Below are 26556 nucleotides of genomic sequence, written 5' to 3' on the forward strand. Positions count from 1 at the left end.
GAGCCAAGACCTGCCACCCAGCGAATTTCTGTCCGACCAATTAGTCGGGTGTCCAGCCAGCTCCCAGAGCTAGGTGGACGTTAGCCCATGCCTCGCGCTGGTTTGCTTCGGCAGCCAAGCTGCTGGCCACTGCGGCGAGGAGATCCGCCTCCGCTTCGGCCAGCTCGAAGGCACTGGCCGCACCGGCGCGCGCGCGGGCGCGGACCGTGGCGGCGGCGCGACCGGCGGCGCTGTGGGCGGCCTCGGCCGAGGCGGCGGCGCTGCGGGCGCTACGCCATGCGTCGATCGCGCCGTCGGCTTCCTCGAGCGCGGCGAGAAGGCTTCCCTGCCACTGCGCGGCCGCCGCCTCGCTCGCGGCATCGGAGGCGCGGATGCGCGCGCGCACCTGGCCCAGGTTGAAGATCCCCCAGTTGATCGAAGGCCCGATGGAAAAGCGGAAGGCTCCGGCTTCGTCGAGCGCGCCCGGCGCGGCCAGCAAACTCGTGCCCGCACCCAAGGACAGACTGGGATAGAGCGCCGCGCGCGAGGCACCGGCGCGCTCGAAGGCGGCGATCAGGCGCGCTTCGGCGATCTGCACGTCGGGGCGCAGGCGGAGAAGCTGGCGCGGGTCGCCGACAGTCAACGCTTGCGGGGTTGCGGGCGTGCGGGAGACGCCCGCCGCAAAGGCCCGCGCACTGCCGACCGGGTCCTCGCCGGTCAGCACCGCGATCCGCCGCAGGGCATTGCGGGCGGCAAGGTCGAGCAGCGGCAGCTCGCCCGCGGTCTCGGCGCGCAGGCGTTCGAGCGGGGCGACGTCGCTCGCCGTTGCCGCACCCCTCGCGGCCCGGCTGGCACCGACCGCGAGCATCCGGTCCATCGCATCGAGCCGCCGGCGCAGGAGCGATGCGAGCTGCTCCGCCCGCACAAGATCGAGCCACGCGCGCACCACCTGCGCGGCGACCGCCGCCTCGGCGCGGCGGCGCTCCCACAGGGCAGCGTCGGCTTCCGCTCCGGCCGCGCGGGCATTGGCGGCGCTGCCGCCGGCGAGGTCGATCTCCCAGGCGAAATCGACGCCGAGATTGGCGATGGTCTGATCCGGAAAGGGCTCGGGCGTGATGAACACCGGAGGCTGGGCCTGCGAGGATTCGCGCAGGCGCTGCACCCCGGCGCCCGCCCCGCCGCTCACCCCGCGCGCGCGGCGTGCCTCGCGTGCCAGCGCGCGGGCGGCCCTGAGGTTGGCATCGGCGGCGACCAGATCGTGATTGGCCGCAAGCGCACGCGCCACCAGCGTGTCGAGCTCGGCCGAACCGAAGGCGTGCCACCAGTCGAGCCGGACCTCGCCGACCGCGATGGCCGGATCATCGACCGACCAGGCCGCAGGCGGCGGCGGGGCGACGGGGAGCGGCGGGGGCGAGCCTGCGCATCCGGCGAGCAGCGCGGCGCCGAGCGAGAGGGCGAGAAGGCGGGAGGAGACGGTCATTGAGGTAAACTCCGGAACAGGGCGTCAGGCGGCGCTCGCGGCCTGCCGCTCGCGGAACAGCAGGATGTAGAGCGCGGGGATCAGGACGAGGGTGATGAGCGTGCCCAGCGCGAGCCCGCCGATCATCGCCGCCGCCATCGGTCGCCACAGGGCGCCGCCGAACAGGAACAGCGGGACGAGGCCGGTGATGCAGGTGAGCTTGGTCATCACGATCGGGCGCAGGCGCACGGCAGCGGCGGCGGCGACCGCATCGGCCAGGCCAAGCCCGGCCTCGCGTTCCTCCTGCACCCGTTCGAGCAGCAGCACCGCATTGTTGACGATGATTCCGGCAAGCGCGAGCAGGCCGAGCGTGGCGGTGAAGCTCATCGCCTCGCCGCTCAGCTTGAGTCCAACCGAGGCGCCGATCAGCACGAAGGGGATCGAGGCCATGATGATCGCCGTCTTCCTGAGTGATCCGAACTGCCACAGGAACAGCCCCGCCATGCCGAGGAGGGCGAGCGGGAAATATTGCTCGATGCCCGCATTGGCATCGGCCGCCTCCTCGATGTCGCCGCCGAGCTCCAGCCGGTGGCCGGGGGCGAGCTTGAGGTCGTCGATCGCGGGCTGCACCGCATCGACGATCCCCTGCGAGGTCATGCCCGGCGCGCGTGCGGTGACGGTGATGACCGGGCTCTGGTCGCGGCGCAGCAGCACGCTCGGCTGGTCGGCGAGGCGGATCTCGGCGATCTCGTGCAGGGCAACCGCGCCTTTGGTGCCGAACACCGGCAGTGCGCCGAGCCGTTCGGGCAGGGTGCGGTCGGCGGCGGGCGCGCGCAGCACCACCGGCACCTGCGCCTCGCCCTGGCGCAGCATGGTGACGGGGAGGCCACTGGTCGCGGTTTCGAGCGCGCGGGCGACCGCCGCCGAACTCACCCCGGCGGCGAGCGCGCGGGCCTGATCGATCTCGACCGCGAGGCGCACGATCCGCCCCTCGCCGTCGTCGCGCACGTCCTCCGCGCCCGGCACCCTCCCGAGCGCCTGTTTAAGCGCCGCGGCACCGCGTTCGAGTTCGGCGCGGTCGGGGCCGGTCAGGCGGAACACCGCGGTGTTGGCCTCGGAAACGCCGAGCGAGAAGCGCTTGGGCTCGATCCGGGCTTCGGGGAAGCGCTCGCCCAGCACCTTGCGCAGCCGCGCCACCACCGCAGGGGCATCGGCCCCTTCGGCGAGGTTGACGATGCCATAGGCCCGGTGCGGCGCGGCAAGCGGCGGGTTCAGGCCGAGGATGAAGCGCGGGCCGCCGTCGTTGACATAGACCACGTTGCTTTCGATCTCGGGGAAGGCCTTGCGATCGGCCAGCAGGGCGGAGGCTTTCTGTGCCACATCCAGCGTCGCGCGGGTCGAGGCCCCGGGGGCGAGCTCGATCGGCACCTGCACCTGCGGGCGCGCGCTCTCGGACAGGAGTTCGGACGGGATCGTCGCAAACAGGCCGAGCGAGAGCGCCAGCAGCCCGGCCATCGCGCCCGCCACCAGCGAGGGATGCGCGATCACCTGCCGGACCTTGCCTTCATACCAGCCGCGCACCCGGGCGAGCCAGCCGCTGTCCCCGTGGGCATCGTCATGCGCGCCCGCGAACATCTCGGCCATCAGCGGGGTTACGGTGAGCGCGAGCAGGAGCGACAGCAGCAGCGTGACCGCGAGCACGATGGCGAGGCTGCGCATGTATTCGGCGGTGTCGCTGACCCCGGCGGCAAGCGGCGCGAAGGCGAAGATGATCGCGAGGCTCGAGGTGAGCAGCGGCGCGGCCATGGTGTGCCCAGCCGCAATCGCCGCCGCACGCCTGTCTTCGCCCAGCATCAGGCGGCGCTGGTAATCCTCCACCACCACGATCCCGTTGTCGACGAACAGGCCGAGCGCGATGATCACCGCCGCGATCGAGACCATGTGGAGCTCGATGCCGAGCAGGCGCATGACGAGCAGCGTCCCCATCACCGTCAGCGGCACGATCACGCCGGTCACCAGCCCTGCGCGCCAGCCGAGGAACAGCACCACCACCAGCATCACCACTGCCACGGTCTCGAGGAAGGTCTGGCCGACCTTGGTGAGATCGTGCGCCACCACTTCGGACTGGTCGGTGACGCTGGCGAGCTTCATCCCAGCGGGCAGATCGGCGGAAACCTCGGCGATGCGCGCGTCGAGCCGGTCGGCGAAGCTGAGGACGTTGGAACCGGGGCGCATCGAGATGCCGAGCACCACCGCAGGCTCGCCGTTGAAGAGCGCGGCGAGTTCGGGCGGGTCGGCGGGGCCGCGGGCGATGCTGCCGAGCGCGCTGAGCGGCAGGCTGGTGCCGTCGGGCAGCGCGACGGGAATGCCGGCGAGGGCGGTTTCGTCCGGCAGGTCGCCGCTCGGCTCGATCGCGAGCAGGCGGCGCCCGGTGTCGATCGCCCCGGCCGAGGCGACGATGTTGTGCTCGGCAAGCTGCGCGGCGAGGCTGTCGTAGGTGAGGCCCGTGGCGGCGAGGCGCTGCGGGGCGAGTTCGACGAACACCCGCTCGGGCCGGACCCCGTGGAGCGAGATGCGCTCCACGCCCTCGACCGACTGCAGCCGGTCGCGCGCCGCCTTGGCCCAGTCCTCGAGCTGGCCGGCGCTGTAGCCCTTGCCGGTGAGCGCGAGGCTGCGCACCGCGACGCGGGCGAACTCGTCGTTGATCACGTAGTCGCTGGTGCCCTCAGGCAGCCCGGCACGGGCCTCGGCGAGCTTGGCACGCAGCTTCTGCCAGATCGCGGGCATGCGCGCGGCCGGGGTGCCGTCGTGGAGCGTCACCGTGGTGATCAGCGAGCCGGGGCGCACCGTCGTCTCGATGGTCTTGATGTCGGCGATCTCGCGCAGCTTGTCCTCGACGGGACGCGCGACGAGCTGTTCCACCCGCGTGCTGCTGGCGCCGGGCAGATAGGCCTCGACGGTTGCCACCCGCACCTCGACGAAGGGTTCTTCGGTGGCGGGAAAATCGAGCATGGCGACGAGCCCTGAAAGGAACAGGGCGATGGCGGCGGCAAGGGTGAAGCGGCTGCGCTTGAGCGCCGCGGCGGTGATCGACATGGGGCGGTCCTTGGGAGAGGAAGAGGCAGGATCAGCGCTGGGCGCGCTGCGGCCGGACGGTGAGGCCGGGTTCGAGGAACTCGCCGCCGGCCGCGACCACAAGCTCGCCCGGCGCGAGCTTGCCGGTGACCAGCGCCTGCGACCCGGCAAGGCCCTTGAGCGTGACGGGCGCCTGGCGCAGGCGCTTGTCGGCGCCGACCACGAGCACGGCCTCGCTCCCCCCGCGCCCCTTGAGCACGGCCGCCAGGGGAACGCTGACGGCGGCGCCCGGATCGCTGCGCAGGGCAAGGTCGACCACCAGGCCGGGCGCGGGATCGCCCGCGATCACCGCGAGCACCGCCATCCGCCCGCCCCCGCCGCCGTGGGCGCGGGCGCTGATGCCGGCGACCCGCGCCTCGCCCGCGCCGCCGGGATGGCGGAAGGCCAGCACATCGCCGGGCCTCAGGGTGCGGGCGAGCGTCTCGGGCAGGACGACATCGATCAGGCGTTCGCCCGTGCCCTCGATCGCGAAGGCGACCTCGCCGGGTGCGAGCACCGCGCCGAGGCTGGTGCGGCGCTCGGCAATGACCCCGCTTACGGGCGCGCGCAGCACACCTTCGGCAGCGTCGCGCCGCGCGGCGGTGGCGGCGGCGCGGGCGGCATCGCTGGCGGCGGCAGCAGCGCGGGCCTCGCCGCGCGCGGCTTCGAGTTCGGCGTCGGAGGCGGCGGCATCGGCGTGAAGCTTGGCGGCGCGATCGGCGTTGCGGGCGCGTTCCTCGGCGACAATGCCGGCCTGACGCGCCTCGGCCTCGGCCTGGCGGCTGCGCAGCTGCGCCGCAGCGGCATCGAGCCGGGCCAGCACCTGGCCTTGCGTGACGCGCGCGCCGACATCGACGTAGAGCGCCAGCACGCGGCCACCCTGCGCGGCCGCGACCATCCCCTGGTTCTCGCCGCGCACGGTCCCGATCGCGAGCGCTTCGCCGCCTTGGGGCGTCGTGACCGGCGCGACCAGCACGGTGCGCGGCAGCGTGGCAGCGGGTTCCTCGCCGCCGCTGCAGGCGGAGAGCGCAAGGGCGAGAGCGGATGCTGTCACCCCGCTTAATATAAGTGATTGCTTGCTCACATTTGGCTCCAAAAAAAGCCCGCCGGAAAGGCGGGGTGAAAAAGAGGCTCGGGGGGCGCAGCGTCAGGCGCCAGGCTGCGACCCTTCGGTGAAGGCTGCGATGATCATCTGGTTTGCGGCAAGGGTCATCGCGGCGGCGTTCTCCGACGAAAAGGCAAGCCTTCCGTAGAGCCCGTCATAGAGCGCAAGAATGAGATGGGCGATCACGGTGGCATCGGCGTCCTTGCAGACCTCGCCAGCGTGCTGGCGGCGCTCGAGCAGCGCGGCCATCGCCTTGACCATCTTGGCGTCGGCGTCTTCGACGACTGCGGCGATCACCGGATTGCGCGCGGCTTCGGCGACGATCTCGAGCTTGAGGCGGGTCTGTTCGACATAGGCGGGCTCTGCCGCCAGCAGCACGCCGATCGTCTCCAGCCCCTCCCGCAGGCTGCCCGCCTCCTCGACCACCCGCACGAGCGCTAGGTCCTCGGCAAGGTCGTCCTCAATCAGAGCTTTGACGAGGTCGTCCTTGGCCGGGAAATACTGGTAGAGGTTGGCGACGCTGACGCCTGCCTCGGCGCTGATCTCTGCCGTGGTGGCGGCATGGAAGCCCTTGCGCAGGAAGCAGGCGCGCGCGCCATCGAGAATCTGCGCCCGCCGCTGCGCGCGCGCTTCGGAGTTGATGGGGCGACCCAGCGTGCGCTGGGGGTGAATCGGCTTTCTCATGACGCTTTCAATAAGTGAACGTTCATTTATGTCAAGGACGATGTGGCAAGTGTCGGCAGAAAAGGGCATTCTGATGCAGCCCACCCAAGGTATCAAGCTGCAGCAGACCGCGAAAAGGTGGTCGGTCCCCTCGCGCGGCAACGCAAAGAGACCGGCCTAGCGCAGAGGCAGCCGCCTTTTCCTTGCCGCCCTTGCCGACACCGGCGCGCACATAGCCGCCGGTCGCCTCGAGCCTGACCTGCCCAAGATCATGGCCGATCCAGAGCTTGCCGGCGAAGCCGCGCTTGTGGTCGATCTTGGCGGGGAAGATGAGAGAGCCGGACTCTACCAGTGCCCCGCAACAAGCAGCGGTGCACATCAAGTCATCAGCGGGTTAGGTCTCCGGTCCCAAAAGCTGCATGGCAGCTTTCGGCGGATTCAGACGTTCTTTGTTTTGAGCGGGAACGACCGCTTCTGGGTCGGCGGCCGCCGCTGTCCCGCGCGGGCTACGAATGGCCGCTATTCAAGGTTCGTTCCCCAATACCGGACATTCAGCAACCGACCCCATTCCGGACGTGGGCCCAAATATTTAGCGCTGTTCAGCCACAGGCACCGAAGGGCTAGCGGTGCCTTTCTGACGACGCGTAGAAATCCAAGCGCGATCCGAACAGACCGAAGCATCTTGCCCGTATATTTCGTGTCCAGTTTGAGGATCGAGTTCATCTGCTCAAAGCTGTCATTTTTCATTTGCTTAGTGAACGTTTTCCCATAAATTCGCGCAGCAACTGAACACGTGAGGTCGCACTTGACGTTGATCCAGCTAGGAGCGCTCGCATGAAGCGCGCCTCAGTTTATCGCATTGCTGCGTCTGCGACAGCTTTGGCATATTGTTACGCGGTGCAAGCAGGGGAAGCCCCGCGATATGAAGCGGCACCCGGCTGGGTCGATGCCGTCTCCGTCGCTTCGGTCGACAGGGGCGAAAACAATGATCTGATCGTGTCGGATCAACAGGTCCGTATCGAAGATGGCCTGCGCTGGGATTACCATGACAGGGTTTACCGGCTTTCCGATGTCAAGGACATGTCCGACATCGGCACTTTGAAGTTCCAATGGCTGCCCGACAAGGGCGATCTCATCATCCATGAAATTGTGATCTTGCGCGACGGCCAGATCATCAACGTGCTGGATCAGGGCAAAGGCCTCGAAGTTCTGCGCCGAGAGCAGTTGCTGGAGATGGGGGTTCTCGATGGATCGCTGACGGCGACGCTGGCGGTGCCCGGACTGGTTGTCGGAGATAAGGTCAGGACGCGCTATTCGATTACGCTGTCGGATCAGGCACTCAAGGGTGATGTGCAAAGCCAGATCAGGCTGCCGCGTGAGACCTCGAATGCGAAAGGCAACGCGATATCGGTGATGCTGCAGGGCCGCGCCGCTCCGGAGGCAGATTACACGCGGGTGATGGTGTCCTGGCCGGTCAGCATGGACGTCAGCTACAAGACGTCAAGCAGCGTCGAAATCAGCCCGCCGGTGACCCGCGATGGCTACCAATGGCTTGAGATTGCCTTGCCATTGCCTGCCGCTGACCCGCCGCCAGCAGATGCACCTCTTCGGTATCGGATGCCGCCCACCCTTCAGGTTGGAACCTTCGCAAACTGGGCCGACGTTGCCCAGACGATGGCACCCTATTATTTTACGAAAGGGAGCCTTGATGGGCTGACCGACTTAGCTGACAAGGTCGACGCGATTGGCGCGCGCCCAGTCTCAACGCTCGAAAAGGCGGTCGCCGCGTTGGAGCTCGTGCAGGAAGACATCCGTTACTTGTTGAACGGGCTCGATGGCGGAAACTATATCCCCCAGAGCGTCGCTACAACCTGGCGTTTGAAATATGGTGACTGCAAAGCCAAAACGGTAATGCTGCTGGCGGTGCTGGACCGGCTTGGGATCGAGGCGCAGGCCGTTCTGGTGTCGACGAACCTCGGCAACGCAGTGCCTGAGTCCTTGCCAATACCGGGAGCCTTCAATCATGTCCTAGTTAGGGCCGTGATCGACGGGCAGGAATACTTTCTTGATGGGACTTCGGTAGGGGCCAACATTGCCATCATCGGCAATGTTCCGCCGTTTGAATATTACCTCCCGCTCCAGGAAGACGGCGCGACGCTGACAACGATTGCGCAGACCTTGCCGCTTGCGCCCGAAGCCGAGATGCAACTGGAGTTCGACGGATCGGCTGGCCTTGATCTTCCGGTGCTCGGATCGGTCAAGGTCATGATGGTCGGGCCGCGCGCCGTGCAGATCAACGGCCAGAGCGACAAGGCCAAGGAGGCCCTTGCCAATGGTCTCGCGTCCAATATGGGTGAGGGCACCCAGATCATCGACACCGTGGTCGAACAGGGCGCGGACGACAGTCAGGCTACTTTGACGATCACAGGCGTTTTTCCCCCGCTCTTCAAGTTTACCGAAAACCGGGGTGAGTTCACCCCAGGTCGCATGGCCAAGGCGGCACAATTCACCCCCAACCGCTCCGAGAAGCAATGGCAGGATCTGCCCGTCTCCGTCGGTCGGCGGACTTCGGACATCTATGTGATGCGCGCCAAGTTGCCGCTGGATTCGAGCGAGTTGGACGTGAAAGGCAAGCTGCAATTCGAGGCAGAAGCGGCTGGCAAAGTATTCTCGCGCAAGGTCCAGGTGGTCGGCCGTGAGATCGAGTTTCTCGAACAGGTGACCAGCCTGGGTGGCGAGATTTCGCCTGAGCAGCTTCCCGAAGAGCGGCGCAAGGCCGCCGCCATCGCCCGTGAGAAGCTGACGTTTTCCACGCCGGACGATGCGCCGCGCAGATGGCGTTTCGCGGGCAAGACCGACCGCAGCGCTTTGCAGCCGCTGGAAGATGCCTATGCCAAGGCGATCGCCAAAAAGCCCGATGAGATCGCCCCGCTTGAAGCGCGCGCCCGCTTTCGCATAGCGACCTTTGATTTTGCAGGGGCGGCCAAGGATTTGTCCGCTGCCATCGACATCAAGGCATCGGCCGAGCTTTTCCAGCAAAGGGCGGAGATGCATATCCGGATGCGCGACTGGGCCTCTGCCAAGGCCGATCTGGAGAGCGCCTATGCGCTCGATCCCTTGCCGCCCACAGGGATGAGGCTGGCCAATGCTTTGGCTCATCTGAACCAGTTGAGCCAAGCCAGAGACCTGCTGGCGCAGCAAAGCGGCGACACCGACGCGCAGCGATTGATCGCCTTTGAATTGGCCGAACTTGACGCGATCGAGGGCGACAAGGACGCAGGCCTCGCCCGGATCGAAGACGTGTTGGCCGAGTCTCCTAGCGATCCGACGCTCCTTAACGCGAAGTGCTGGTTTATCGGAACCTGGGAGGTGCAGCTGGAACGGGGCGAGGAAGCGTGCCGACTTGCGGTCGAACGAGGGAAAAACCCGGCGCAGGCTTTGGACAGCCGGGCGATGTACCATCTGCGCGCCGGTCAGCTTGAGAAAGCTCGGGCGGATATCGAAGAAGCGCTGCAACTAGCCCCGTGGCAGGCGCCATCCGTTCTGCTGCGTGGCTTGATCAAGCTGAAGCAGGACGACGCAACGGCAGAGCAGGACATCGCCGATGCGATCGCGCGGCAGCCCGATCTGGTCGACACCTATTCGCGCTGGGGATTTGCGATCGATTTGGCAGTCGATCAACCGTAATTGTTGGGGCGCGCAGCTTATTTGGATAAGGCGAGCAAGCCTGGACTTTGTTTACCTCCCTCCATTCACTTGGTTTTCAAGCGGTGCGGGAAAGCTGCCATTCCGTTATCCACCCATCTTAGTCATCAGCGGAGCCGATGCGGGATCCCGAAATCAGAATGGCGGCGTCCGGCGGAACCGGACGTTTGATTTCCGCTTCGTGAACGACTTTATCTGGGTCGGCAGCCGCCCTGCCCTACTCAGGCCGCAAGTGGCGGCTTTGCAGCGGCGGGCGTTGCGATAACGGGCAGCTCGCCGATGCGCTGCGATATGCGTCCGGGAAAAGTGAATTGTATCCAGCCGTGGCGGGACATGCCGCCTTCACCCAGCATACAGTTTGTTAAAAGGCTGACCGTAAACGAGAAACCATCGAAACTAGATGGAAGAACCTCAATGCTCCGAATTCTCCTTGCTGCATCCCTTCTGACTGCTCCTCAAGTTGTCATGGCACAAGCAGCAACCGCGCCCGCCCCCGCAGACAATGCTCCCGCGCCCGTTCCGGGTCCGCAGCCCGGCAGCTTTGTTCTTCCGTCAGGGACCATGCTCGTGGTTACACCTGCTCAAGAAATCAGCAGCAAGCACGTGGAGGAAGGGCAGCAGGTCATGTTCCGGGTCGTCAATGATGTGGTCGAGGGGACCAAGGTCGTCATCCGTCGCGGATCGGCTGTTACTGGAACGATCACGTGGAAGACTGGCCGCGCTATAGGCGGCAAGTCGGGTAAGTTCGAGGTCACGTTCAACAGTGTGAGCGTGAACGGCCGTAGCATCGCGCTGACCGGAAAGCATCGTCAGGAAGGGCGCGGCAACAGCGTCGGCGCCCTGCTCGGCTCCATGGTGATCTCTGGCCGCTCTGCCGTAATGCTGCCCGGTGATCTGGTGAACGTCTTCACCGGGCAAGACTTCGTCTACTATTGAGGAGCTGTGGGGCGGGATGGCTCACTGTCCCGCCTTTCCCCTGTATTTGATCAGTGCTGAAGGGCGACATTCAAGTTACCCCTGAAAAGGACGGCCTTTCAGCTACCGCCCCCGTTCAGGACCCGGAGCCGAGCAGGCTATAGACCGACGCGAAACCGCCGGTGACCCAACAAGGGCCGTCGACCACCGGGTCCGGCACCCAGACGCCGCCGCAGATCCCCGTCTCTACCTTTCCCTATGTTCCGAAGCGCCCGCCGGATAGTCGACATCCGGCGGTGATTGTCCAGCCGCCGGTCACCCAGCAGCCGCCACTCGCGCAGCCCCCGCTGCAGCAGCCACCGGTGGCGCAGCCGGTGCTCGAGCCGCCGCTGGCGCAGCCGCCGATGGTCCAGCCGATCAATGTACCGCCTTTGTCCGTCCCGGACGGTGGACAAGGGCCGGTGATCGGGGACACTGGCGTGATCGTGACGATCACGGGTCCCGGCGGCAACAAGGTTCCGCCAGTGATCGCCAGGCCGCGCCCCCGACCGCCAACTCATTGGAGGCCACCGATCCCCTCTGGCTCCCTTCCGCCCGGCTCCGACCCAAAACCTGTTGTCGTCCTCCGACCGCTTGATCCCCCGGTGTTCGAGACGGTTTCGGGCGGCGGGGGGCCGGTCGTGCAGCCGCCGGTGACGACCAACGAGCTCCAGGCGGTTCAGGGCAAGGGGCCGGCCGGCCTACGACCGCCACTGACTGATGCGCTCGATCCCAACCTCTATGTGCCTTTGCAATCCGGGCGCCATCCGGCCCATGATTTGCCGGCCTTCCACACTCCGAAGGGTGCTGCACGCTGCCTCTTCAGCGGCTATGGCCGTCGGTACTGGATCGATGCGAATGGCCAACGGCACGAGACCGGGGTGGAGGCATCGCTACGCGGCTTCGGCCCGATCATGCGCGATGTTCCTGCATTCACGCACCATTCCGCCGGATGCGTGCTTCTCGTTTTTCGCCGCGAGGATTGGCAGGACAAGGAATGATCGCGCTGCCGCGGCCTGCCCACTTGGGCGACCCGCGGGCGAACGCGGGATACTGAATTTAATTTTTGGCGGATCTAACGGCAGCCGCCACGGCGCATTCCAGCCGCGGATTGCGGCTTTGCCTTACTTCTGGAAAATTCCTGCCATCCAGGAAGTGACCCCAAACCAGCCATCCGACGACTGAGCTTTCGGTGGCAAAATTAAGCTTCGAACCGCCAGCCCTCCTGTAGCTGCGGCCGCCATACTGGGTCGAGCGCTAATACGGATCGTAGACTTTGCTATTTATTAGCGGCTGACAGGAGATGTTGTGTTCCACGTGGGGCGGGCTGACCGTGCTCCCGCCTCGGAGAATACAGGCCATGTTTAGTTTCAGGACCCCTCCGCGGTCGGCGTTCGACGATGCCCTGTTGCAACTTGTAAAGAACACGCAGGCAGTTATCCAATTTTCCCCCGATGGAACGATCTTAGACGCGAATGAGGCATTTTGTGATGCTGTAGAATACGGCCTTGCTGAGATCCAAGGGCGCCATCATCGCATATTTTGCTCGTCCCAAATCGCTGATACTCACCAATACGGACAGTTCTGGGCTGATCTAAGGGCTGGGAAAAGCTTTACAGCGCGTTATCCACGCATCACCAAATCGGGCAACGAAATCTGGCTTCAAGCGACATATGGCCCCGTCTTCGATGCGCAGGGAAAGGTCGAACGAGTCGTCAAGATCGCGACGGACGTCACCCCTCACCGCAAAGCTATGAATACCATCCTCGCCGCCATGAGGGCTCTCGAGGATGGCCGGCTCGACCAGAAAGTCTCATCAACCGGGATCGAGGAAGTCGACTCATTCGGCGAGGTTTTCAACGCTTCGGTCGCCAAGCTCGAAACGATGATTACGGCGGTGCGCGCCACCGCAATTGGAGTCCAGACTGGCTCTGAAGAAATCCGCGCCGCGTCTGAGGACCTCGCCCTAAGGAATGAACAGCAGGCCGCCAGTCTTGAGGAAACCGCCGCATCGATCGGCACCACGGTCAGTCTCACCCGCCAGTCGGCTGATAACGCTGGGGCCGCCAAACTTGCGGTTGCACAGACCCACGCTCGCGCCACAGAAGGCGGTGCCGTGGTCGGCAAGGCAATCGCTGCAATGGGCGCCATCGAACAATCGGCCAAGGAAATCACCCAGATTATCGATGTAATCGACGGGATCGCCTTTCAGACCAACTTGCTTGCGCTGAACGCAGGTGTCGAGGCCGCGCGCGCGGGCGAGGCGGGTAAGGGCTTTGCCGTGGTCGCCAATGAAGTGCGCGCCCTCGCCCAGCGTAGCGCAGACGCCGCGCGTGACATCAAGGCGCTGATCGGCAAATCGACCGCGCATGTTGGCGACGGCGTGAGCCTAGTCGGCGAAACCGGCACCTTGCTGGCGGAGATTGTCGCGCAGGTCGGTTCGGTCACTCAACAGGTAAACGAAATCGCCGAGACCACGGCGGCGCAGGCCACCAATCTGGAGCAGGTCAATGTGGCGGTCGGCACCATCGACCGCATGACCCAGCAAAATGCTGCGATGGTGGAGCAGGCAACGGCGGCCACGCGCAGCTTGTCGTCCGAAGCCCAGCGCCTCAGCGAGCTGGTAGCGCAGTTCCGGGTAAGCAACGCAGGCCAGCCAGCCGCCGCATATGCGCCAAAACCGGCGCCTGCCCCTGCCGCTGCCCCTTGGGCGCACAAGCCTGAGGCTATAAACCCGCCAGCCCGCAAAGCCGCACCGCCGCCCCCTGTCACAGGCAACCTCGCTCGCAAACCAGCTCCCGTCGCCGCTCAGGACGAGGACGACTGGAGCGAGTTCTGATCATAGCCGCCATTCCGCATTCTCCCATCTGCGGTCATGAGCATGTTCCTCGCGCAGTCCCAAAAGCGGAATGACGGTTCCTAGCGCAAGTGAACGTTGGATCAGAGCTCCGTGAACGACCGGGTCTGGGGCTGCAGCCGACTGGGCCTGCGCGGGTTAAGGTTGGCAGGTCTTTTGTGTGCGTTCCCCGATGCTCGACATACAGGAAGCTGAAGCGGACCCAAAAGCGATTTTACTCCTCTTTGCATGTTCCATGCCTCCAGCCCAAAGCTGGAACGCGCCACGCACCGCTTACTACATACAGCCTTGGTCCTTTGACGAATGAGGCAGATGTGGGTTAACTTGTGTTGCGGCAAATCGATTTGCTTCAAAGTCGACCAGCAATCGGACGCGGATCTACCGACTCAGGGCGGAGTGGTTATGCGAACGCTATACCTTCAGGCGAGACAAGCTCGCCGACTTCGTTTGGTATTGGCAGGCGCCAGCCTTTCTGCACTCTTTTTGGCAGTCGCCCAAGCGCTCCCTTTGTCCAATCTAGAGCGTCAGGGCCTCGATCACATCTTCGGCAGCTATGCACCGGCCGGAGACTGCTCGAAGGAGCCACGCGTCGTGATTGACGAGAATGGCATGCTGTTTCGCGCCAAGGGCCGCGAGGTGAAACCGCAGAGGGTTGAGTATGCGCTCACCTTTATGGGCCCGAGCTACGAGGGAATTACGGCCGTCTTTTTCCCCTTCCCAGTGAGCAAAAATGACTATGGGCGGGTGATCATGTTTGTGAACGATGGCGAGAAGCCCGGCGTCATCCGCTTCGATCCCGATCTTCCGCCGGGCGGACGCCCCGATCCGTTCCATGCCGCTTTCACCAACGGCGGCCTTTTCACTCTGTGCAAGGGCAGCGCCCCTGCCGGCACGCCCCCACCACCGCGACCAGAGGCGGCAGTCGCGGTTCAAGGCATTCCGGCAGAATGGAACAATCTTGCCAATCTCGTCGGCAAATACCCGGGAGAGTATTCGAAGGATAACATAGACATCTTCGACAAAGGCGCGGTGGCGGCCACCCTGAAGACGCTGCTCGGGCCGAAAATGGCTGTATTTCAGAAAAACCTGTCAGCCGTCTCGCCCCTCCAGCGCGCGGGACGCTATTACTATCTTTCAGGTAACGCCCCGCATCAGGGGGGCGTGGAGCAAGCCTATCTGATGATCGACCCGGCTCGACGGGAAGTGCAGGTGGGCCTTTGGGAGCGGGGTAAGCTTACAATCTATTCTCCGCCGAGCGGGGCTCGGCTGCCCGTGGCCCCGGATATCAAGAAGATGTTGGACAATAGCCCGCCGGAAACGGCGGTTCCCTTGCCTGGAACCCCGTGGGAAGTCGTGCCTGTCCAAGGGCGCGCTCCCATTGCCTATGTCAGCGCTGCCGCGTCGCCGAACATCGAGTCACTCAGCCTCTATTGCGAAGGTGGCAAGCCGTTCATGTTAATGCTCCTTAACAAGCCTGCTACAATCGACATGATGACGATGACCTGGAATTTTTCCGGGCGCCTCGTCAATATACCCGTCCAACGCGCCAACGCAGGCGGCACGCAATGGATCGGCGGCGTGTCTGGCACCGAGCTCGTCCCCCTCCTGATGCAACAACGTGGAACGGTGATGCTGCGCATCAACGGCCGTTTGGAAGGCGAAGCTTCGCTCGACAATTCTGCTGCCGCGCTACGAAGCACTCTGCAGGGCTGCACCCGGTTTTGATGCCGTCGCCATGCCCGCTTCCTGCTCCTTCAAGATAGCAATGATCTGCTCTTCGTTGAACCTGCTTCGCTTCATATCGCCCGGCTCCTTGGCGTCGGAATCTGCCAGCGGCTAGTCAGATTTCAAGGGAACACGTCAGCTCCCATCGATCTTACGAGCAAAACAAGTTTGCCCGCATCTCTCCGCTCGTCCGCCGGCACACTTCCGAGAGCGGTACGGCCTTTGCCTCCCATCCTTCCCTCATTGATGATGAGATCGGCCAAAGTGGCGCCAGATTGGGGGCTATGCAATCCACAGTCGTTTTCCAGTTAGTCCCGACATGCCGTTTCCTACACTTTGGGCGCAGGGCATAGCGGATGGCGCGGGGCGGCTGCGACCTCGGTCGTAGCCCGCCGCTCGCCCCGCATGTTTGGGATGGAGAGGTGCAGGCTTTTCCTCGACGCGAGGCCTGGGCAGTAGCAATGCGTATGCCCCGCTTGCGATCATCGAAACTGAGATCGCCTATTCGGGCCTTCGCAGTCGAGCGTCTCACCCACGATTGTCCTGCGGATCTGGTCCTCCGCCGATCGCGCCCCCGTCACCTGTACGCGCGATCGGCGGACACAGCTCAATCGGTGCATCCCAGAACGCGCCCATGGCATCCCGCAGCGCCATCCACCGAGCCGCCTTATCAGACATGTTCCCCAGATCCTTCGCCTGCTCAAGGCTGCCGTGAGCTCCGGCAACTCGTGCTTCTCGAGCACCTTCGCGACGGCAGCCCGCAGATCGATCCACCAGATGCACTGCTGCTGTCGACGCCAGGGAGTAGCTCACCCCGGCGAATTTGCGGCAAAGTGCGCCAAAGCCCTCCACACCGACTCTCCCCTCTTGAGCATGAGGTTCTGACCTATCTCAGTGGTCCGGGTCGCCCTCATTCAGGATCAGACTTAAGGGGGGGTGCTCAGTCGACCCAAACGGCCGCCCTCTTTAAAGGCGGAAATTGCCGTCTGCGTCAAAAGACTCGCCGGGGAGCCCCAACTTCCACCCGTGCAACAGCGATTCCAATGATCGGGTGGCTGCGCCAGACGATCCGGTGACATCCCTATCCACGACCGTAATCCGGCGGCCGGGCTGATTGCTATCACCCGCCTCGGGCCACTTGTTCCTTATTCAAACAATCTCGCTTGCGAGGCTCGGCAGGAGACTCCCAATTTGGTGCCATGGGTCAACAATCTTTAGGTAGCGCGCGGATGGAGCCAGTTTGCTTCGAGCCAGATCGGGCACGGCAGCATCGGCCTTTGCGGCTGCTCCCTGAGGTTGCCCGGCGTGTCGCCGAACCGCGTGCGAACCGAGAGGGCGAAGCTCGACATGTCGCTGCCCCCCAGCGCACCCACCACATCATGAGCGGCGGCCAGGTGTCTCCAAGCAGCGCCAGAGCGTACCCATTGCGCAGTTGCTCGACCAGCTCGTGAAAGCGCGTGCCCTGCCGGCCCAGCAATCTCAAGATAAAGCGTGTGGAAATGCCGAGATGCGCCGCCGCCTTCTTGAGGCGCGGGACGAGACGCTAGCGATCGATCTTTTGTGCGATGAAGGTGCGGATATCAGTCATGCCCCCGGGCTCGCCGATTTGGAGCACGATCGCGTGGCGCTTGGCGCAAGCGACGCCCCGAAACACCGGATCGTGGTGCGGATTTGGCGTGGCGCCCGAAGGCCCAACTTGTCGCGGGCTCGCGATGGTCTTGCAATAAGTCTCAAGCCTCGATCCTGAGCCGCTCGATCCGAGGTCGCAGATCCTCGATTGTGTTATGGAGCGCTTTAAAGAGGCCGAGAATGTCTCGGGCCTCTTTTCGCAGGACACGTCTCCGCCCGTCGCCCTCGAAAAGCTGGACGTTAAGATTGGTCTCGAAACGTTTTGAAACGCGACTTACGTTTGCGACCGACATGCCGAGCGCCTTCGCGGCCTTCGACATCGAGCCATGATGATCAAGGGCATGCATGATTTCGATTTGGCGCAAGGTCGTTCGGCTCAGAAAGAGTTCGGTCGAGGGCTGAGACATGGTGTTTCCTTGAGAATGCGGGCTCACGCCAGTCTGTATGAAGAGACCTAAGTGACGCTTTTACCAGCGTCCCGAACACGCCAAGCGGGACAATAAATGTCAAGACCGCCGCGGCATGGAAGATCACGCCTCGAGACTGCGGCAGTGATCGCTCCGTTCAGGGACCGAGCTTCAGGTCTGTTACCAAGACTCGCTGATCAGGACCCATGCGTCCACTGCCGCATGCCGATGGACATGATGCGCCATGGCTGATTGACGAGGTTGTTCCACCAGGCCGCTCGGCGCCGGATGCCACAAGTCCAAACCAACGTAAAAGCCGCCCATTCGCGTTCTTAGCCATGCTCTGCCATGACCTGAGTAGGAGCCGACTCTGGACCGGCACTTCGGCTGCAGGCGGCATCTGACATTCAACCTGCCGGTCGTGAACGATCAGGCCCCGGTCCGACCTCGCCAACCTGTAATTCACGGGCCTTCGCGGGCGCTTTTGGGCCCCTACCGTGTGCGGCTCGTACTAGAAGTACCTCGCCTGGTTCGCCCCTTGAACTCCTCACGAAGATAGCTGGGGCTATGATCAATTCTCGCGCCGAGTATCTCTTGAGCACCGACGGGTCGGCCAAACAGAAATCCTTGTGCCACCTTGCAGCCACAATCGCGCAAGAACTTGACCTGCTCCTCGGTCTCGACGCCCTCGGCAACAAGGTCAATCATTAGGGCATCAGCAAGCCCGACCAAGGCTCGCACGATCGATGCGTCACTTTCGTCCTCCAGCATGTCGCTGACAAAGCTCTTGTCGATCTTTATCCCACTAATCGGAAGGCACTTGAGATGGGTCAGGGATGCATAGCCGGTGCCAAAGTCATCCAAGACGATCTTCACTCCAGCATCGCGTAGCTGGCGGATGGCGCCCGCTACTCGCTCGGCGCCACGACCGATCAGGACGCCCTCAGTCACCTCAATCTCCAGCGCGCTGGGCGGAACGTTGGCGCGCGTCAGCGCCTCGAGCACGCGTTGGGGATAGCCAGAGCGGAGCAACTCGGCGCCCGACACATTAACCGCAATCGAACCAAACTCGAAATTCTCTAGGCGCCATTGTCGGATTTGCTCCAGCACGCGCCGCAACATCTCGTCGCCAAGCCTCGTTGCAAGTTCGACGTTCTCGAATGCATGTTCGACGGCGGAAGGAGGCAGAATGCGATCACCGACCTTGAGGCGCAACAAAGCCTCAAACCCAACAAGCGCGCCTGTCTCGAGCGAGACCTTCGGCTGGAAATGCGGGACAACCAGTTTGCTGCCCACCGCTAGCCTTGCAAGATCGAGATGGGCAACCTTACGCTCGACACTGGCCTGAAGATCTGAAGAAAAGAACGCGAATGCCCCGCGCCCAATCTCCTTTGCGCGATACATCGCAAGGTCTGCATTGCGAAGAAGGCTATCCAGCGAAGGCTCGAACTCGCAAGTCACGACCACTCCCACACTGCCGCTGCAATCGAGTTGCCTGCCGTGATACTCGAACGGCTGCTTCAGGAGGCTGACAAGGTCATGCAAACGCTGCTCAAGCGCGCTCTGGTCATCCTTGGTTCTCTCAATGAATACGAACTCATCGCCGCCAAGCCGGGCAACACATGAACCTTCGCCGAAAAACCCCTGGAGCCTTCGTGACACTTCGACGATGAGGGCGTCTCCGACAGCGTGCCCGAGCGTATCATTGACCAGTTTCAGATGATCGAGATCTACCAGCCCCACTATCGCCGCGTCCCGCTGGGATCGTGCGCGGCCCAGGATCCCTGCCGCCTGCGTGCGCAGACCTTCTATGTTGAACAGGCCGGTAAGGCCGTCATGGGTCGCATTCCACATCAAGGCGTGTTCAATATTGCGGCGCTCTGAAACGTCCTGACACAGTCCCCGGGCCGCAATGACGTTACCTTCACGGTCTCGCTCGGGATGGCCTTCGACCCAGATGGTCCGAAAGGAGAGACCGTCACGCAAGAGTTGAAGCTCGAAACTGGCGGTTTCCCCGAGCAGCATGATGCGATCGAGTGCGTTGCGCGCCGCGCTCATGGATCGAGCTTCCATCGACTGACGAAGCTGGCCAGTGTGTATCGAGGTAACCCCGCGCGAAACGCCAATCATTGCGCAAACTTCGGCTGAAAAAGAAACTCGTGTCGACCTGACCGGCAATCTCCAGGTACCCAGCTTTGCGAGGCGCTGTGCCTCTTCGAGATCCCTTGCGTGCTCGGCTAGAGCATCCATGGCCTGGCGGCGCGCAGTGACGTCGCGTTGCACTGAAACCCAGTGAGTAAACCAGCCCGTATCGTCGGCAAGAGGACGAACGTTGAGCTCGACCCAGAACGGTGTCCCATCTTTCCGGTAATTGAGCAGTTCCTCGCAAAATGGCTCCCAAGCCGCCAATTTTTGCCTGATCCGGTCCAGAGTTGCGCGACATGTGCCACGCCCCTGCAATATGCGGGGCGACTGACCGATGACTTCATGCAGGCTATAGCCCGACATGCGGGTATAGCTTTCGTTCGCATATACAATTCGCGGATGAGGGGAATCTAAGGCCTCAGCTTCAGTGATCAGGATCGCATCGTTCGCGGCTTCCAGCACCGACGAAAGCAATTTCGGATCAGAAAGATCAAGGGCAGCAATTGCTGGTGGCGCATCCTCAAACATCAGTCAGCTCTGCCCGTTGAAAATCAGGCGAGCATTCTAGCGCGGCTTGCGACGAGTTACCCTTTCCGATGACTTAAGGGTCGTTGCGTGATCAGCTGCCGCCGTAACGATTGTCTTCGGCACCCTTGATAGCCCCGCTCCTGCTTTGGCGGCTGCCCAAGGGTCGCTTTACGCATGAGCACTCCAACCACCTGACCCGTTGGCTCTCCACAAACGTGCGCAGCACGTATCCGCGATAGCCGTGGCTATCTTGCAATTTCGTTGAGGTAACGGGTCATCGCTTCATATCCTTCAGGCGTGAGGCGGATAAGCCGCCGCCGGTTGTCACTAGGATCGTCCAGGGAACGAACCAATCCTTTGGCCTCAAGGACGCTCAGCCAACGCAATGCAGTTGTTGCAGGTGCACCAGATCCAATGCAGGCGCTCTTGACCGAAACCTGCTCATTCTGGGCCTGGTGAGCGTAAAGGTCGAGCAGAATGTCCCATGCAGGTTCGCCGAAGATCTCTTCATCCTGCAGATGCTTCGCACGTGATCGCCTCTGTTCGTAGGCCATCAGCGCTGCTTCCAATGCGGTCTGATGACGGACCTTAGGCTCAGCGGGTTTGCGCACGAAGGTATCGCAACCGCTATCCCGGCGAAGTTCCTCCAATGTAATCTGTGCCTCGTCGAATTGACGAGCCAACTTCATTATCGTCTCAGAATTCAAGGGCGCGCCCCCCGTGCTTCGCTACCGCTGTACCAAACCGGCTTTTCTTTGGCTACCTTTGAGCGTTCCGCCCCCAGCTAGGATCACGATGATTACAGCTATATCTGTCCTGCCGACAAACACCTGCGCCACGGGCTGATAAGCATCAGCGGCGCGAGAAAGCGGTCGCCGAAGGTTTACAACAGGCCGTTGACCTCGATTTTGTCCCTGTTCTCAGCGATCTCTTCGAGACGGCCGACGACCTTGCCGATGCTGCTCACATGTTTCCCCTCGGCCATGGGTCGTCCTGCGGGAGGACTCCGCATCAGCACGAAGGACTGTTCACGCCTCGGCGCTGGATCAGCGCCGACCGCTCGCAGCGGCACACCACTTCTCCGCGCTGGTTCGTCATTTCATGGATCCAGGTGATGATCCCGGCATCGGACCGGGACCGGCTTTCCCGCAAGTCCTTGACTTCGGAGGTTGCTCGCAGCGTGTCGCCGATGAACACGGGCTTCGGCGTCACCACCTTGTCGAAGCCGAGGTTGGCGACCAGGGTGCCGAGGGTCGTCTCGCCCACCGACAGGCCGACAAGAAGGCTGAAGGTGAAGGTCGAATTGACAAGGATCTGCCCGAACCCGCTCGCCCTTGCCGCCTCCACGTCGATGTGGAGCGGCTGCGGATTGTGGGTCATGGTCGAGAACAACAGGTTGTCGGTCTCGGTCACGGTGCGTCGGATCGGGTGCTCGATCCGCTCGCCAACCTGCCATTCCTCGAAGAACTTGCCCGCCATCAGCCTGCCTCCGCCCAGCGCGCCACGACTTCGGCGCCGTCGTCGGTGCTCGATCGGACCGCCCCCGGGGTGCGGCTGAAGCGGGGCGCGGGGGCGGTGTGCCAAATGCCGTCATGCTCGACATAGGCGGCCCGGGCCTTCATGTGCGGATGCTCGCGCGCCTCCTCGATGCCGAGCACCGGCGCGAAGCAGGCGTCGGTGCCCTCGAGCAGCTCGCACCACTCGTCCCGCGTCTTCTTGGCGAATAGCGCGGCCAGCTTTTCGGCGTGGTCGTCCCAGTTGGCCGGGTTCATCTGCCCCTGCGCCAGTTCCTGTGGGGCGCCTGCCCGCTGGAGCAACTCGGCGTAGAATTGCGGCTCGATCGAGCCGAGGCTGATCTCCTTCCCGTCGGCGCAGGTGAAGCAGCGGTAGAAATGCGCCGCCCCGCCGAGCATCCCCTTGCCGCGTTCGGTTGAAAGGTGCGGCAGGTGGCGCACGCCGAAGAAGAAGCTCATCAGGCTGGTCGCCCCGTCGACGATCGCGGCATCGACCACCTGCCCCTTGCCGGAGCGTTCGCGTTCGTAGAGCGCGGCCATGATCCCGAAGGCGCAATACATCGACCCGCCGCCGAAGTCGCCGACGAGGTTCTGGGGCGGGGTGGCGGTCTCTCCCGCCCTCCCGACCGCCGCCAGCGCTCCGGTTATGGCGATGTAGTTGATGTCGTGCCCGGCGGCCTGCGCGAGCGGTCCCTCCTGTCCCCAGCCAGTCATGCGGGCGTAGACCAGTCGTGGGTTGGTCATCAGCAGATCATCGGGCCCCAGTCCCAGCCGCTCCATCACCCCGGGGCGGAAGCCCTCGATCAGCACGTCGGCGCTGGCGGCAGCGGCGCGGACCTGCGCCTTTCCCTCCTCGCTCTTGAGATCGAGCGCCAGCCGATGCCGCGCGCGATCGACCACCGGATTGGTCGACACCGACCCCGGCCGGTCGATCCGCACGACCTCGGCGCCGAGGTCGGCGAGCAGCATGGCGACGTGCGGCCCGGGCCCGATCCCGGCGAATTCAAGAACGCGAAGACCGGCAAGCGGCCCCTTCGGCTGGCTCATGTGATCTCTCCCTTTGGTCCAGCCATAAGCAAGCCGCCTTCAGTAGAGCAAGTGCCGACATTGCCAGCCCCCAAGGCGGGCCATTGGCAGGAAAAGGCAAAATTGCTTGTTGGACCGCGCGCAGACTATACCTGCGGCGCCATGCGCAATCTGACCCATCTCGAACGGCTCGAGGCCGAGAGCATCCACATCTTCCGCGAGGTCGTCGCCGAGGCGGAGAACCCGGTCATGCTCTATTCGGTGGGCAAGGATTCCTCGGTGATGCTGCATCTGGCGCGCAAGGCCTTCCACCCCGCGCCCCCGCCCTTCCCGATGCTGCACGTGGCGAGCGGGTGGGACTTTGCCGACCTCCTCGCCCACCGCGACCGGACGGTGCGCGAGTATGGCCTCAAGCTTATCATCGCCCAGAACGAAGACGCCGTGGCGCAGGGCATCAACCCCTTCGACACCGGCAGCGCGCTCTATTCGCAGGCGCAGCTTACCGATCCGCTGAAGCGCGCCCTCACGCAGCACGGCTTCGACGCGGCCTTCGGCGGCGGGCGGCGGGATGAAGAGAAGGCGCGGGCCAAGGAGCGCATCTTCTCCTTTCGCAACGCCGCCCACCGCTGGGACCCCAAGAACCAGCGTCCCGAGCTGTGGAACCTCTACAACGCCAGGAAGGCCAAAGGCGAGAGCATCAGGGTCTTCCCGATCTCGAACTGGACCGAGCTCGACATCTGGCAGTATATCGCGCTGGAGAAGATCGACATCGTGCCGCTCTACTTCAGCAAGCCCCGCCCGACGGTGGAGCGCGACGGGATGCTGCTGGTGGTGGATGACGATCGCTTCCGGCTCGAATCCGGCGAGCAACCAGTCACCCGGTCCGTCCGATTCCGCACGCTGGGCTGCTACCCGCTGACAGGAGCGACCGAGAGCACGGCCACGGAAATGAACGACATCATCCAGGAAATGCTGCTCGCCACCGGCTCCGAACGCCAGGGCCGCGCGATCGACAAGGGCCAGTCGGCGAGCATGGAAGACAAGAAGCAGGAAGGGTATTTCTGATGAACGGCCAATCCTCCTTCCGGACCGATGCCCTCATCGCCGAGGATATCGACGCCTATCTCGAGCAGCACCAGCACAAGAGCCTGCTGCGCTTCATCACCTGCGGCTCGGTTGATGATGGCAAGTCGACGCTGATCGGACGGCTGCTCTACGACAGCAAGATGATCTTCGAGGATCAGCTCGCAGCCCTCGAAAGCGACAGCAAGCGTCACGGCACGCAGGGCGAGGAGATAGACTTCGCCCTGCTGGTCGACGGGCTTGCGGCCGAGCGCGAGCAGGGGATCACGATCGACGTCGCCTACCGCTTCTTCACCACCGAGAAGCGCAAGTTCATCGTCGCCGACACGCCGGGGCACGAGCAGTACACCCGCAACATGGTGACAGGCGCCTCGACCGCCGACCTCGCGGTGATCCTGATCGATGCGAGAAAGGGCGTGCTCCAGCAGACCCGGCGGCACTCCTACCTCGTCCACCTGCTCGGCATCCGCCACGTCGTGCTGGCGGTGAACAAGATGGACCTTGTCGGTTACGATCAAGGCATGTTCGACCGGATCGTTGCCGACTACCGCGCTTTCGCCGCGAGCATCGGGATCGGCGACTTCACCGCCGTCCCGATCTCGGGCTTCAAGGGCGACAACATCACCGCGCTCTCGGCAAACACTCCTTGGCATGCCGGCCCGACGCTGATCGGGCATCTCGAAACCGTCGAAGTCGATGCGACAGCGGCGCAGACGCAGCCGTTCCGGCTGCCGGTGCAGTGGGTCAACCGCCCCAATCTCGATTTCCGCGGGTTTGCCGGCCAGATCGCCAGCGGCACCATTCGCCCTGGCGATCAGGTCAGGATCGTGCCTTCGGGCAAGACCAGCACCGTCACCCGCATCGTCACGTTCGACGGCGACCTCGACGAGGCCGTGGCCGGGCAGTCTGTAACCCTCACCCTCGCCGACGAGGTCGATTGCAGTCGCGGCGACCTAATTGCGGCCGCCGGCGATCCGCCGCTGGCCTCCGACCAGTTCTGCGCGACCTTCGTGTGGATGGACGAGGAGGCATTGAAGCCCGGGCGCGGCTACTGGCTGAAGCTCGGCACCCAGACCGTGACCGCCACGGTCCAGCCGCCAAAATACGAGATCGACGTCAACAGCCTTGAGCATCTCGCGGCCAAGACACTAGGCCTCAACGCGATCGGCGTCGCCGAGTTCGCCACCGACCGTCCGATCGCCTTCGAGCCCTACGACACCAGCCGCCAGCTCGGCGGATTCATCCTCATCGACAAGTTCACCAACGCCACGGTCGCGGCGGGGATGATCGCCTTCAACCTGCGCCGTGCGGACAACGTTCACTGGCAGCCGGTGAGCATCACCCGCGATGACCATGCGGGCATGAAGAACCAGAAGCCGAAAGTGCTGTGGTTCACTGGCCTGTCGGGGTCGGGCAAGTCGACCATCGCCAACGAGGTCGAAAAGCAGCTGTTCGTGATGAACCGCCACACCTTCCTGCTCGATGGCGACAATGTCCGCCACGGCCTCAACCGCGATCTCGGGTTCACCGAGGCCGACCGGATAGAGAACATCCGCCGCGTGGGAGAGGTAGCCAAGCTGATGGCCGATGCGGGCCTTATCGTGCTCACCGCCTTCATCAGCCCCTTCCGCGCCGAGCGCGAAATGGTGCGCAAGATGCTGCCCGAGGGCGAGTTCGTGGAGATCTTTGTCGACACGCCACTGGAGGTCGCCGAGGCGCGCGATGTTAAAGGGCTCTACAAAAAGGCGCGCGCGGGCAAGCTCACGAACTTCACCGGGATCGACAGCCCTTACGAACCGCCGGAAAACCCGGAAATCCGCGTCAACACCGTGGACATGACCCCCGAAGAAGCGGCAAGGCACATCATCGCGAAGATCCTGCCGCTCAAATGATCCTACCCCATCTCGACGACGCCGCACTGGCGGCAAGCCTCGCCGAGGAGGCCGGACGCCTCTTGCTTACAGTGCGCGAGCAATCGGGCCTAGCCGGCGAGGCGCTCGGCACGGCGGGTGATGCGGCCGCCAACAGCTTCCTTTGCGAGGCCATCCGCGCCGCAAGGCCCGATGATGGCGTGCTGTCCGAGGAGGAGAAGGACAATTCGGGACGCCTCGCCAAGGCACGCGTGTGGATCGTCGATCCGGTCGACGGCACGCGCGAATACAGCGAGGGACGAGCCGACTGGGCTGTACACGTCGCGCTGGCGATCGACGGTGCCCCCGTGCTCGGCGCAGTAGCCTTGCCGGGGCTTGCGGGCGAGGTGGTGCTGCGCTCCGATCGGCCATATCCTCTGCGCCCGATGGCCGAACGGCCCCGCTTTCTCGTCAGCCGCACGCGCCCGGCGCGCGAGGCCGAAGCAGTCGCGCGGATGCTGGGCGGAGAGCTAGTGAGGATGGGCAGCGCCGGAGCCAAGGCGATGGCGGTGGTGCGGGGCGAGGCGGAGGTCTACCTGCACTCGGGCGGCCAGCACGAGTGGGACAGTTGTGCGCCCGTAGCGGTGGCGATGGCGAATGGCCTTCACTGCTCGCGCATCGACGGCAGCAGGCTCATCTATAACCGACCTGACACCTACATGCCCGACCTTCTGGTCTGTCGATCGGAGTTGGCAGCCAACGTATTGGAAGCGGTTCGCACCCTGCGTCGATAGCAGCGCCAGACGGGGTCAG

At 63.9% G+C, this 26556-nt stretch carries 18 protein-coding genes; 8 read left to right on the top strand and 10 right to left on the bottom strand.

Features of this window, described 5'->3' with window-relative positions:
* Nucleotides 1-40: 40 nt before the first annotated feature.
* From CBR61_RS16555 to CBR61_RS16570, 4 genes are all read right to left on the bottom strand, one after another.
* Nucleotides 41-1459, bottom strand: a complete 1419-nt coding sequence (locus CBR61_RS16555; RefSeq protein ID WP_088915352.1) for a TolC family protein — start codon at nt 1457-1459, stop codon at nt 41-43.
* A gap of 24 nt (nt 1460-1483) precedes the next feature.
* Nucleotides 1484-4534: an efflux RND transporter permease subunit gene (locus CBR61_RS16560; protein WP_088915353.1), complete on the bottom strand. Its 3051-nt coding sequence runs from the start codon at nt 4532-4534 to the stop codon at nt 1484-1486.
* 31 nt (nt 4535-4565) lie between these two features.
* Nucleotides 4566-5606 carry an efflux RND transporter periplasmic adaptor subunit gene (locus CBR61_RS16565; protein WP_088915354.1) on the bottom strand — a complete coding sequence of 347 codons (1041 nt, stop codon included), beginning with the start codon at nt 5604-5606 and terminating at the stop codon, nt 4566-4568.
* A gap of 93 nt (nt 5607-5699) precedes the next feature.
* On the bottom strand, nt 5700-6341 hold the full coding sequence (locus tag CBR61_RS16570) for a TetR/AcrR family transcriptional regulator (protein ID WP_172835991.1): 642 nt from the start codon (nt 6339-6341) through the stop codon (nt 5700-5702).
* An 813-nt stretch (nt 6342-7154) separates the two neighbouring features.
* On the opposite strand from CBR61_RS16570, the gene CBR61_RS16575 reads away from it, so the two are divergent.
* The 5 genes from CBR61_RS16575 (at nt 7155) to CBR61_RS16595 (ending at nt 15561) form a co-directional block, all read left to right on the top strand.
* Nucleotides 7155-10007, top strand: coding sequence for a DUF3857 domain-containing protein (locus CBR61_RS16575; RefSeq protein ID WP_088915356.1), 2853 nt, complete (start codon nt 7155-7157; stop codon nt 10005-10007).
* 432 nt (nt 10008-10439) lie between these two features.
* The gene (locus CBR61_RS16580) at nt 10440-10961 is read left to right on the top strand and encodes a hypothetical protein (RefSeq protein WP_157696651.1); all 522 of its coding nucleotides are present in this window, start codon (nt 10440-10442) and stop codon (nt 10959-10961) included.
* Between the two features lie 161 nt (nt 10962-11122).
* Nucleotides 11123-11980 (top strand): hypothetical protein, encoded by an 858-nt coding sequence (locus tag CBR61_RS16955; protein ID WP_157696652.1) that lies wholly within the window; start codon nt 11123-11125, stop codon nt 11978-11980.
* A gap of 359 nt (nt 11981-12339) precedes the next feature.
* Nucleotides 12340-13818: a methyl-accepting chemotaxis protein gene (locus tag CBR61_RS16590; protein ID WP_172835992.1), complete on the top strand. Its 1479-nt coding sequence runs from the start codon at nt 12340-12342 to the stop codon at nt 13816-13818.
* 609 nt (nt 13819-14427) lie between these two features.
* On the top strand, nt 14428-15561 hold the full coding sequence (locus CBR61_RS16595; RefSeq protein ID WP_233996779.1) for a hypothetical protein: 1134 nt from the start codon (nt 14428-14430) through the stop codon (nt 15559-15561).
* Nucleotides 15562-16775: 1214 nt separating this feature from the next.
* Here CBR61_RS16595 and CBR61_RS17245 read toward each other — a convergent pair.
* From CBR61_RS17245 to CBR61_RS16615, 6 genes are all read right to left on the bottom strand, one after another.
* Nucleotides 16776-16910, bottom strand: a complete 135-nt coding sequence (locus tag CBR61_RS17245; RefSeq protein WP_267890702.1) for a hypothetical protein — start codon at nt 16908-16910, stop codon at nt 16776-16778.
* A gap of 381 nt (nt 16911-17291) precedes the next feature.
* On the bottom strand, nt 17292-17597 hold the full coding sequence (locus CBR61_RS16600) for a helix-turn-helix domain-containing protein (protein WP_088915360.1): 306 nt from the start codon (nt 17595-17597) through the stop codon (nt 17292-17294).
* A 492-nt stretch (nt 17598-18089) separates the two neighbouring features.
* A complete protein-coding gene (locus tag CBR61_RS16605) occupies nt 18090-20270 on the bottom strand; it encodes a bifunctional diguanylate cyclase/phosphodiesterase (protein WP_088915361.1) in 2181 nt (726 codons plus the stop codon).
* A gap of 245 nt (nt 20271-20515) precedes the next feature.
* Nucleotides 20516-20977, bottom strand: a complete 462-nt coding sequence (locus CBR61_RS16960) for a hypothetical protein (protein ID WP_157696653.1) — start codon at nt 20975-20977, stop codon at nt 20516-20518.
* Nucleotides 20978-21281: 304 nt separating this feature from the next.
* Nucleotides 21282-21749 carry a MaoC family dehydratase gene (locus CBR61_RS16610; protein WP_088915362.1) on the bottom strand — a complete coding sequence of 156 codons (468 nt, stop codon included), beginning with the start codon at nt 21747-21749 and terminating at the stop codon, nt 21282-21284.
* Nucleotides 21749-22831, bottom strand: a complete 1083-nt coding sequence (locus CBR61_RS16615; protein WP_088915363.1) for a CaiB/BaiF CoA transferase family protein — start codon at nt 22829-22831, stop codon at nt 21749-21751. The genes CBR61_RS16610 and CBR61_RS16615 overlap by 1 nt, the downstream gene beginning before the upstream one ends.
* 141 nt (nt 22832-22972) lie before the next feature.
* Here CBR61_RS16615 and cysD point away from each other — a divergent pair, with 141 nt between their 5' ends.
* Genes cysD through CBR61_RS16630 form a run of 3 tightly spaced genes read left to right on the top strand, consistent with a single transcriptional unit; the run spans nt 22973 to nt 26537 of the window.
* Nucleotides 22973-23875 carry a sulfate adenylyltransferase subunit CysD gene (gene cysD / locus CBR61_RS16620; protein ID WP_088915364.1) on the top strand — a complete coding sequence of 301 codons (903 nt, stop codon included), beginning with the start codon at nt 22973-22975 and terminating at the stop codon, nt 23873-23875.
* Nucleotides 23875-25785: a sulfate adenylyltransferase subunit CysN gene (cysN, locus tag CBR61_RS16625; RefSeq protein WP_088915365.1), complete on the top strand. Its 1911-nt coding sequence runs from the start codon at nt 23875-23877 to the stop codon at nt 25783-25785. Before cysD ends, cysN begins: the two co-directional genes overlap by 1 nt.
* Entirely contained in the window at nt 25782-26537 is a 756-nt protein-coding gene (locus tag CBR61_RS16630) for a 3'(2'),5'-bisphosphate nucleotidase CysQ (RefSeq protein ID WP_088915366.1), read from the top strand. The genes cysN and CBR61_RS16630 overlap by 4 nt, the downstream gene beginning before the upstream one ends.
* Nucleotides 26538-26556: the final 19 nt, after the last annotated feature.

The organism is Porphyrobacter sp. CACIAM 03H1 (assembly GCF_002215495.1).
Taxonomy (GTDB): Bacteria; Pseudomonadota; Alphaproteobacteria; order Sphingomonadales; family Sphingomonadaceae; genus Erythrobacter.

Bases quoted from the DNA above. Each gene is read 5' to 3' on its own strand.
- CBR61_RS16555 (WP_088915352.1), bottom strand. From the start codon at position 1,459: ATGACCGTCTCCTCCCGCCTTCTCGCCCTCTCGCTCGGCGCCGCGCTG.
- CBR61_RS16560 (WP_088915353.1), bottom strand. From the start codon at position 4,534: ATGTCGATCACCGCCGCGGCGCTCAAGCGCAGCCGCTTCACCCTTGCC.
- CBR61_RS16570 (WP_172835991.1), bottom strand. From the start codon at position 6,341: ATGAGAAAGCCGATTCACCCCCAGCGCACGCTGGGTCGCCCCATCAAC.
- CBR61_RS16575 (WP_088915356.1), top strand. From the start codon at position 7,155: ATGAAGCGCGCCTCAGTTTATCGCATTGCTGCGTCTGCGACAGCTTTG.
- CBR61_RS16580 (WP_157696651.1), top strand. From the start codon at position 10,440: ATGCTCCGAATTCTCCTTGCTGCATCCCTTCTGACTGCTCCTCAAGTT.
- CBR61_RS16590 (WP_172835992.1), top strand. From the start codon at position 12,340: ATGTTTAGTTTCAGGACCCCTCCGCGGTCGGCGTTCGACGATGCCCTG.
- CBR61_RS17245 (WP_267890702.1), bottom strand. From the start codon at position 16,910: ATGTCGAGCTTCGCCCTCTCGGTTCGCACGCGGTTCGGCGACACGCCG.
- CBR61_RS16600 (WP_088915360.1), bottom strand. From the start codon at position 17,597: ATGTCTCAGCCCTCGACCGAACTCTTTCTGAGCCGAACGACCTTGCGC.
- CBR61_RS16605 (WP_088915361.1), bottom strand. From the start codon at position 20,270: ATGTTTGAGGATGCGCCACCAGCAATTGCTGCCCTTGATCTTTCTGAT.
- CBR61_RS16610 (WP_088915362.1), bottom strand. From the start codon at position 21,749: ATGGCGGGCAAGTTCTTCGAGGAATGGCAGGTTGGCGAGCGGATCGAG.
- CBR61_RS16615 (WP_088915363.1), bottom strand. From the start codon at position 22,831: ATGAGCCAGCCGAAGGGGCCGCTTGCCGGTCTTCGCGTTCTTGAATTC.
- cysD (WP_088915364.1), top strand. From the start codon at position 22,973: ATGCGCAATCTGACCCATCTCGAACGGCTCGAGGCCGAGAGCATCCAC.
- cysN (WP_088915365.1), top strand. From the start codon at position 23,875: ATGAACGGCCAATCCTCCTTCCGGACCGATGCCCTCATCGCCGAGGAT.
- CBR61_RS16630 (WP_088915366.1), top strand. From the start codon at position 25,782: ATGATCCTACCCCATCTCGACGACGCCGCACTGGCGGCAAGCCTCGCC.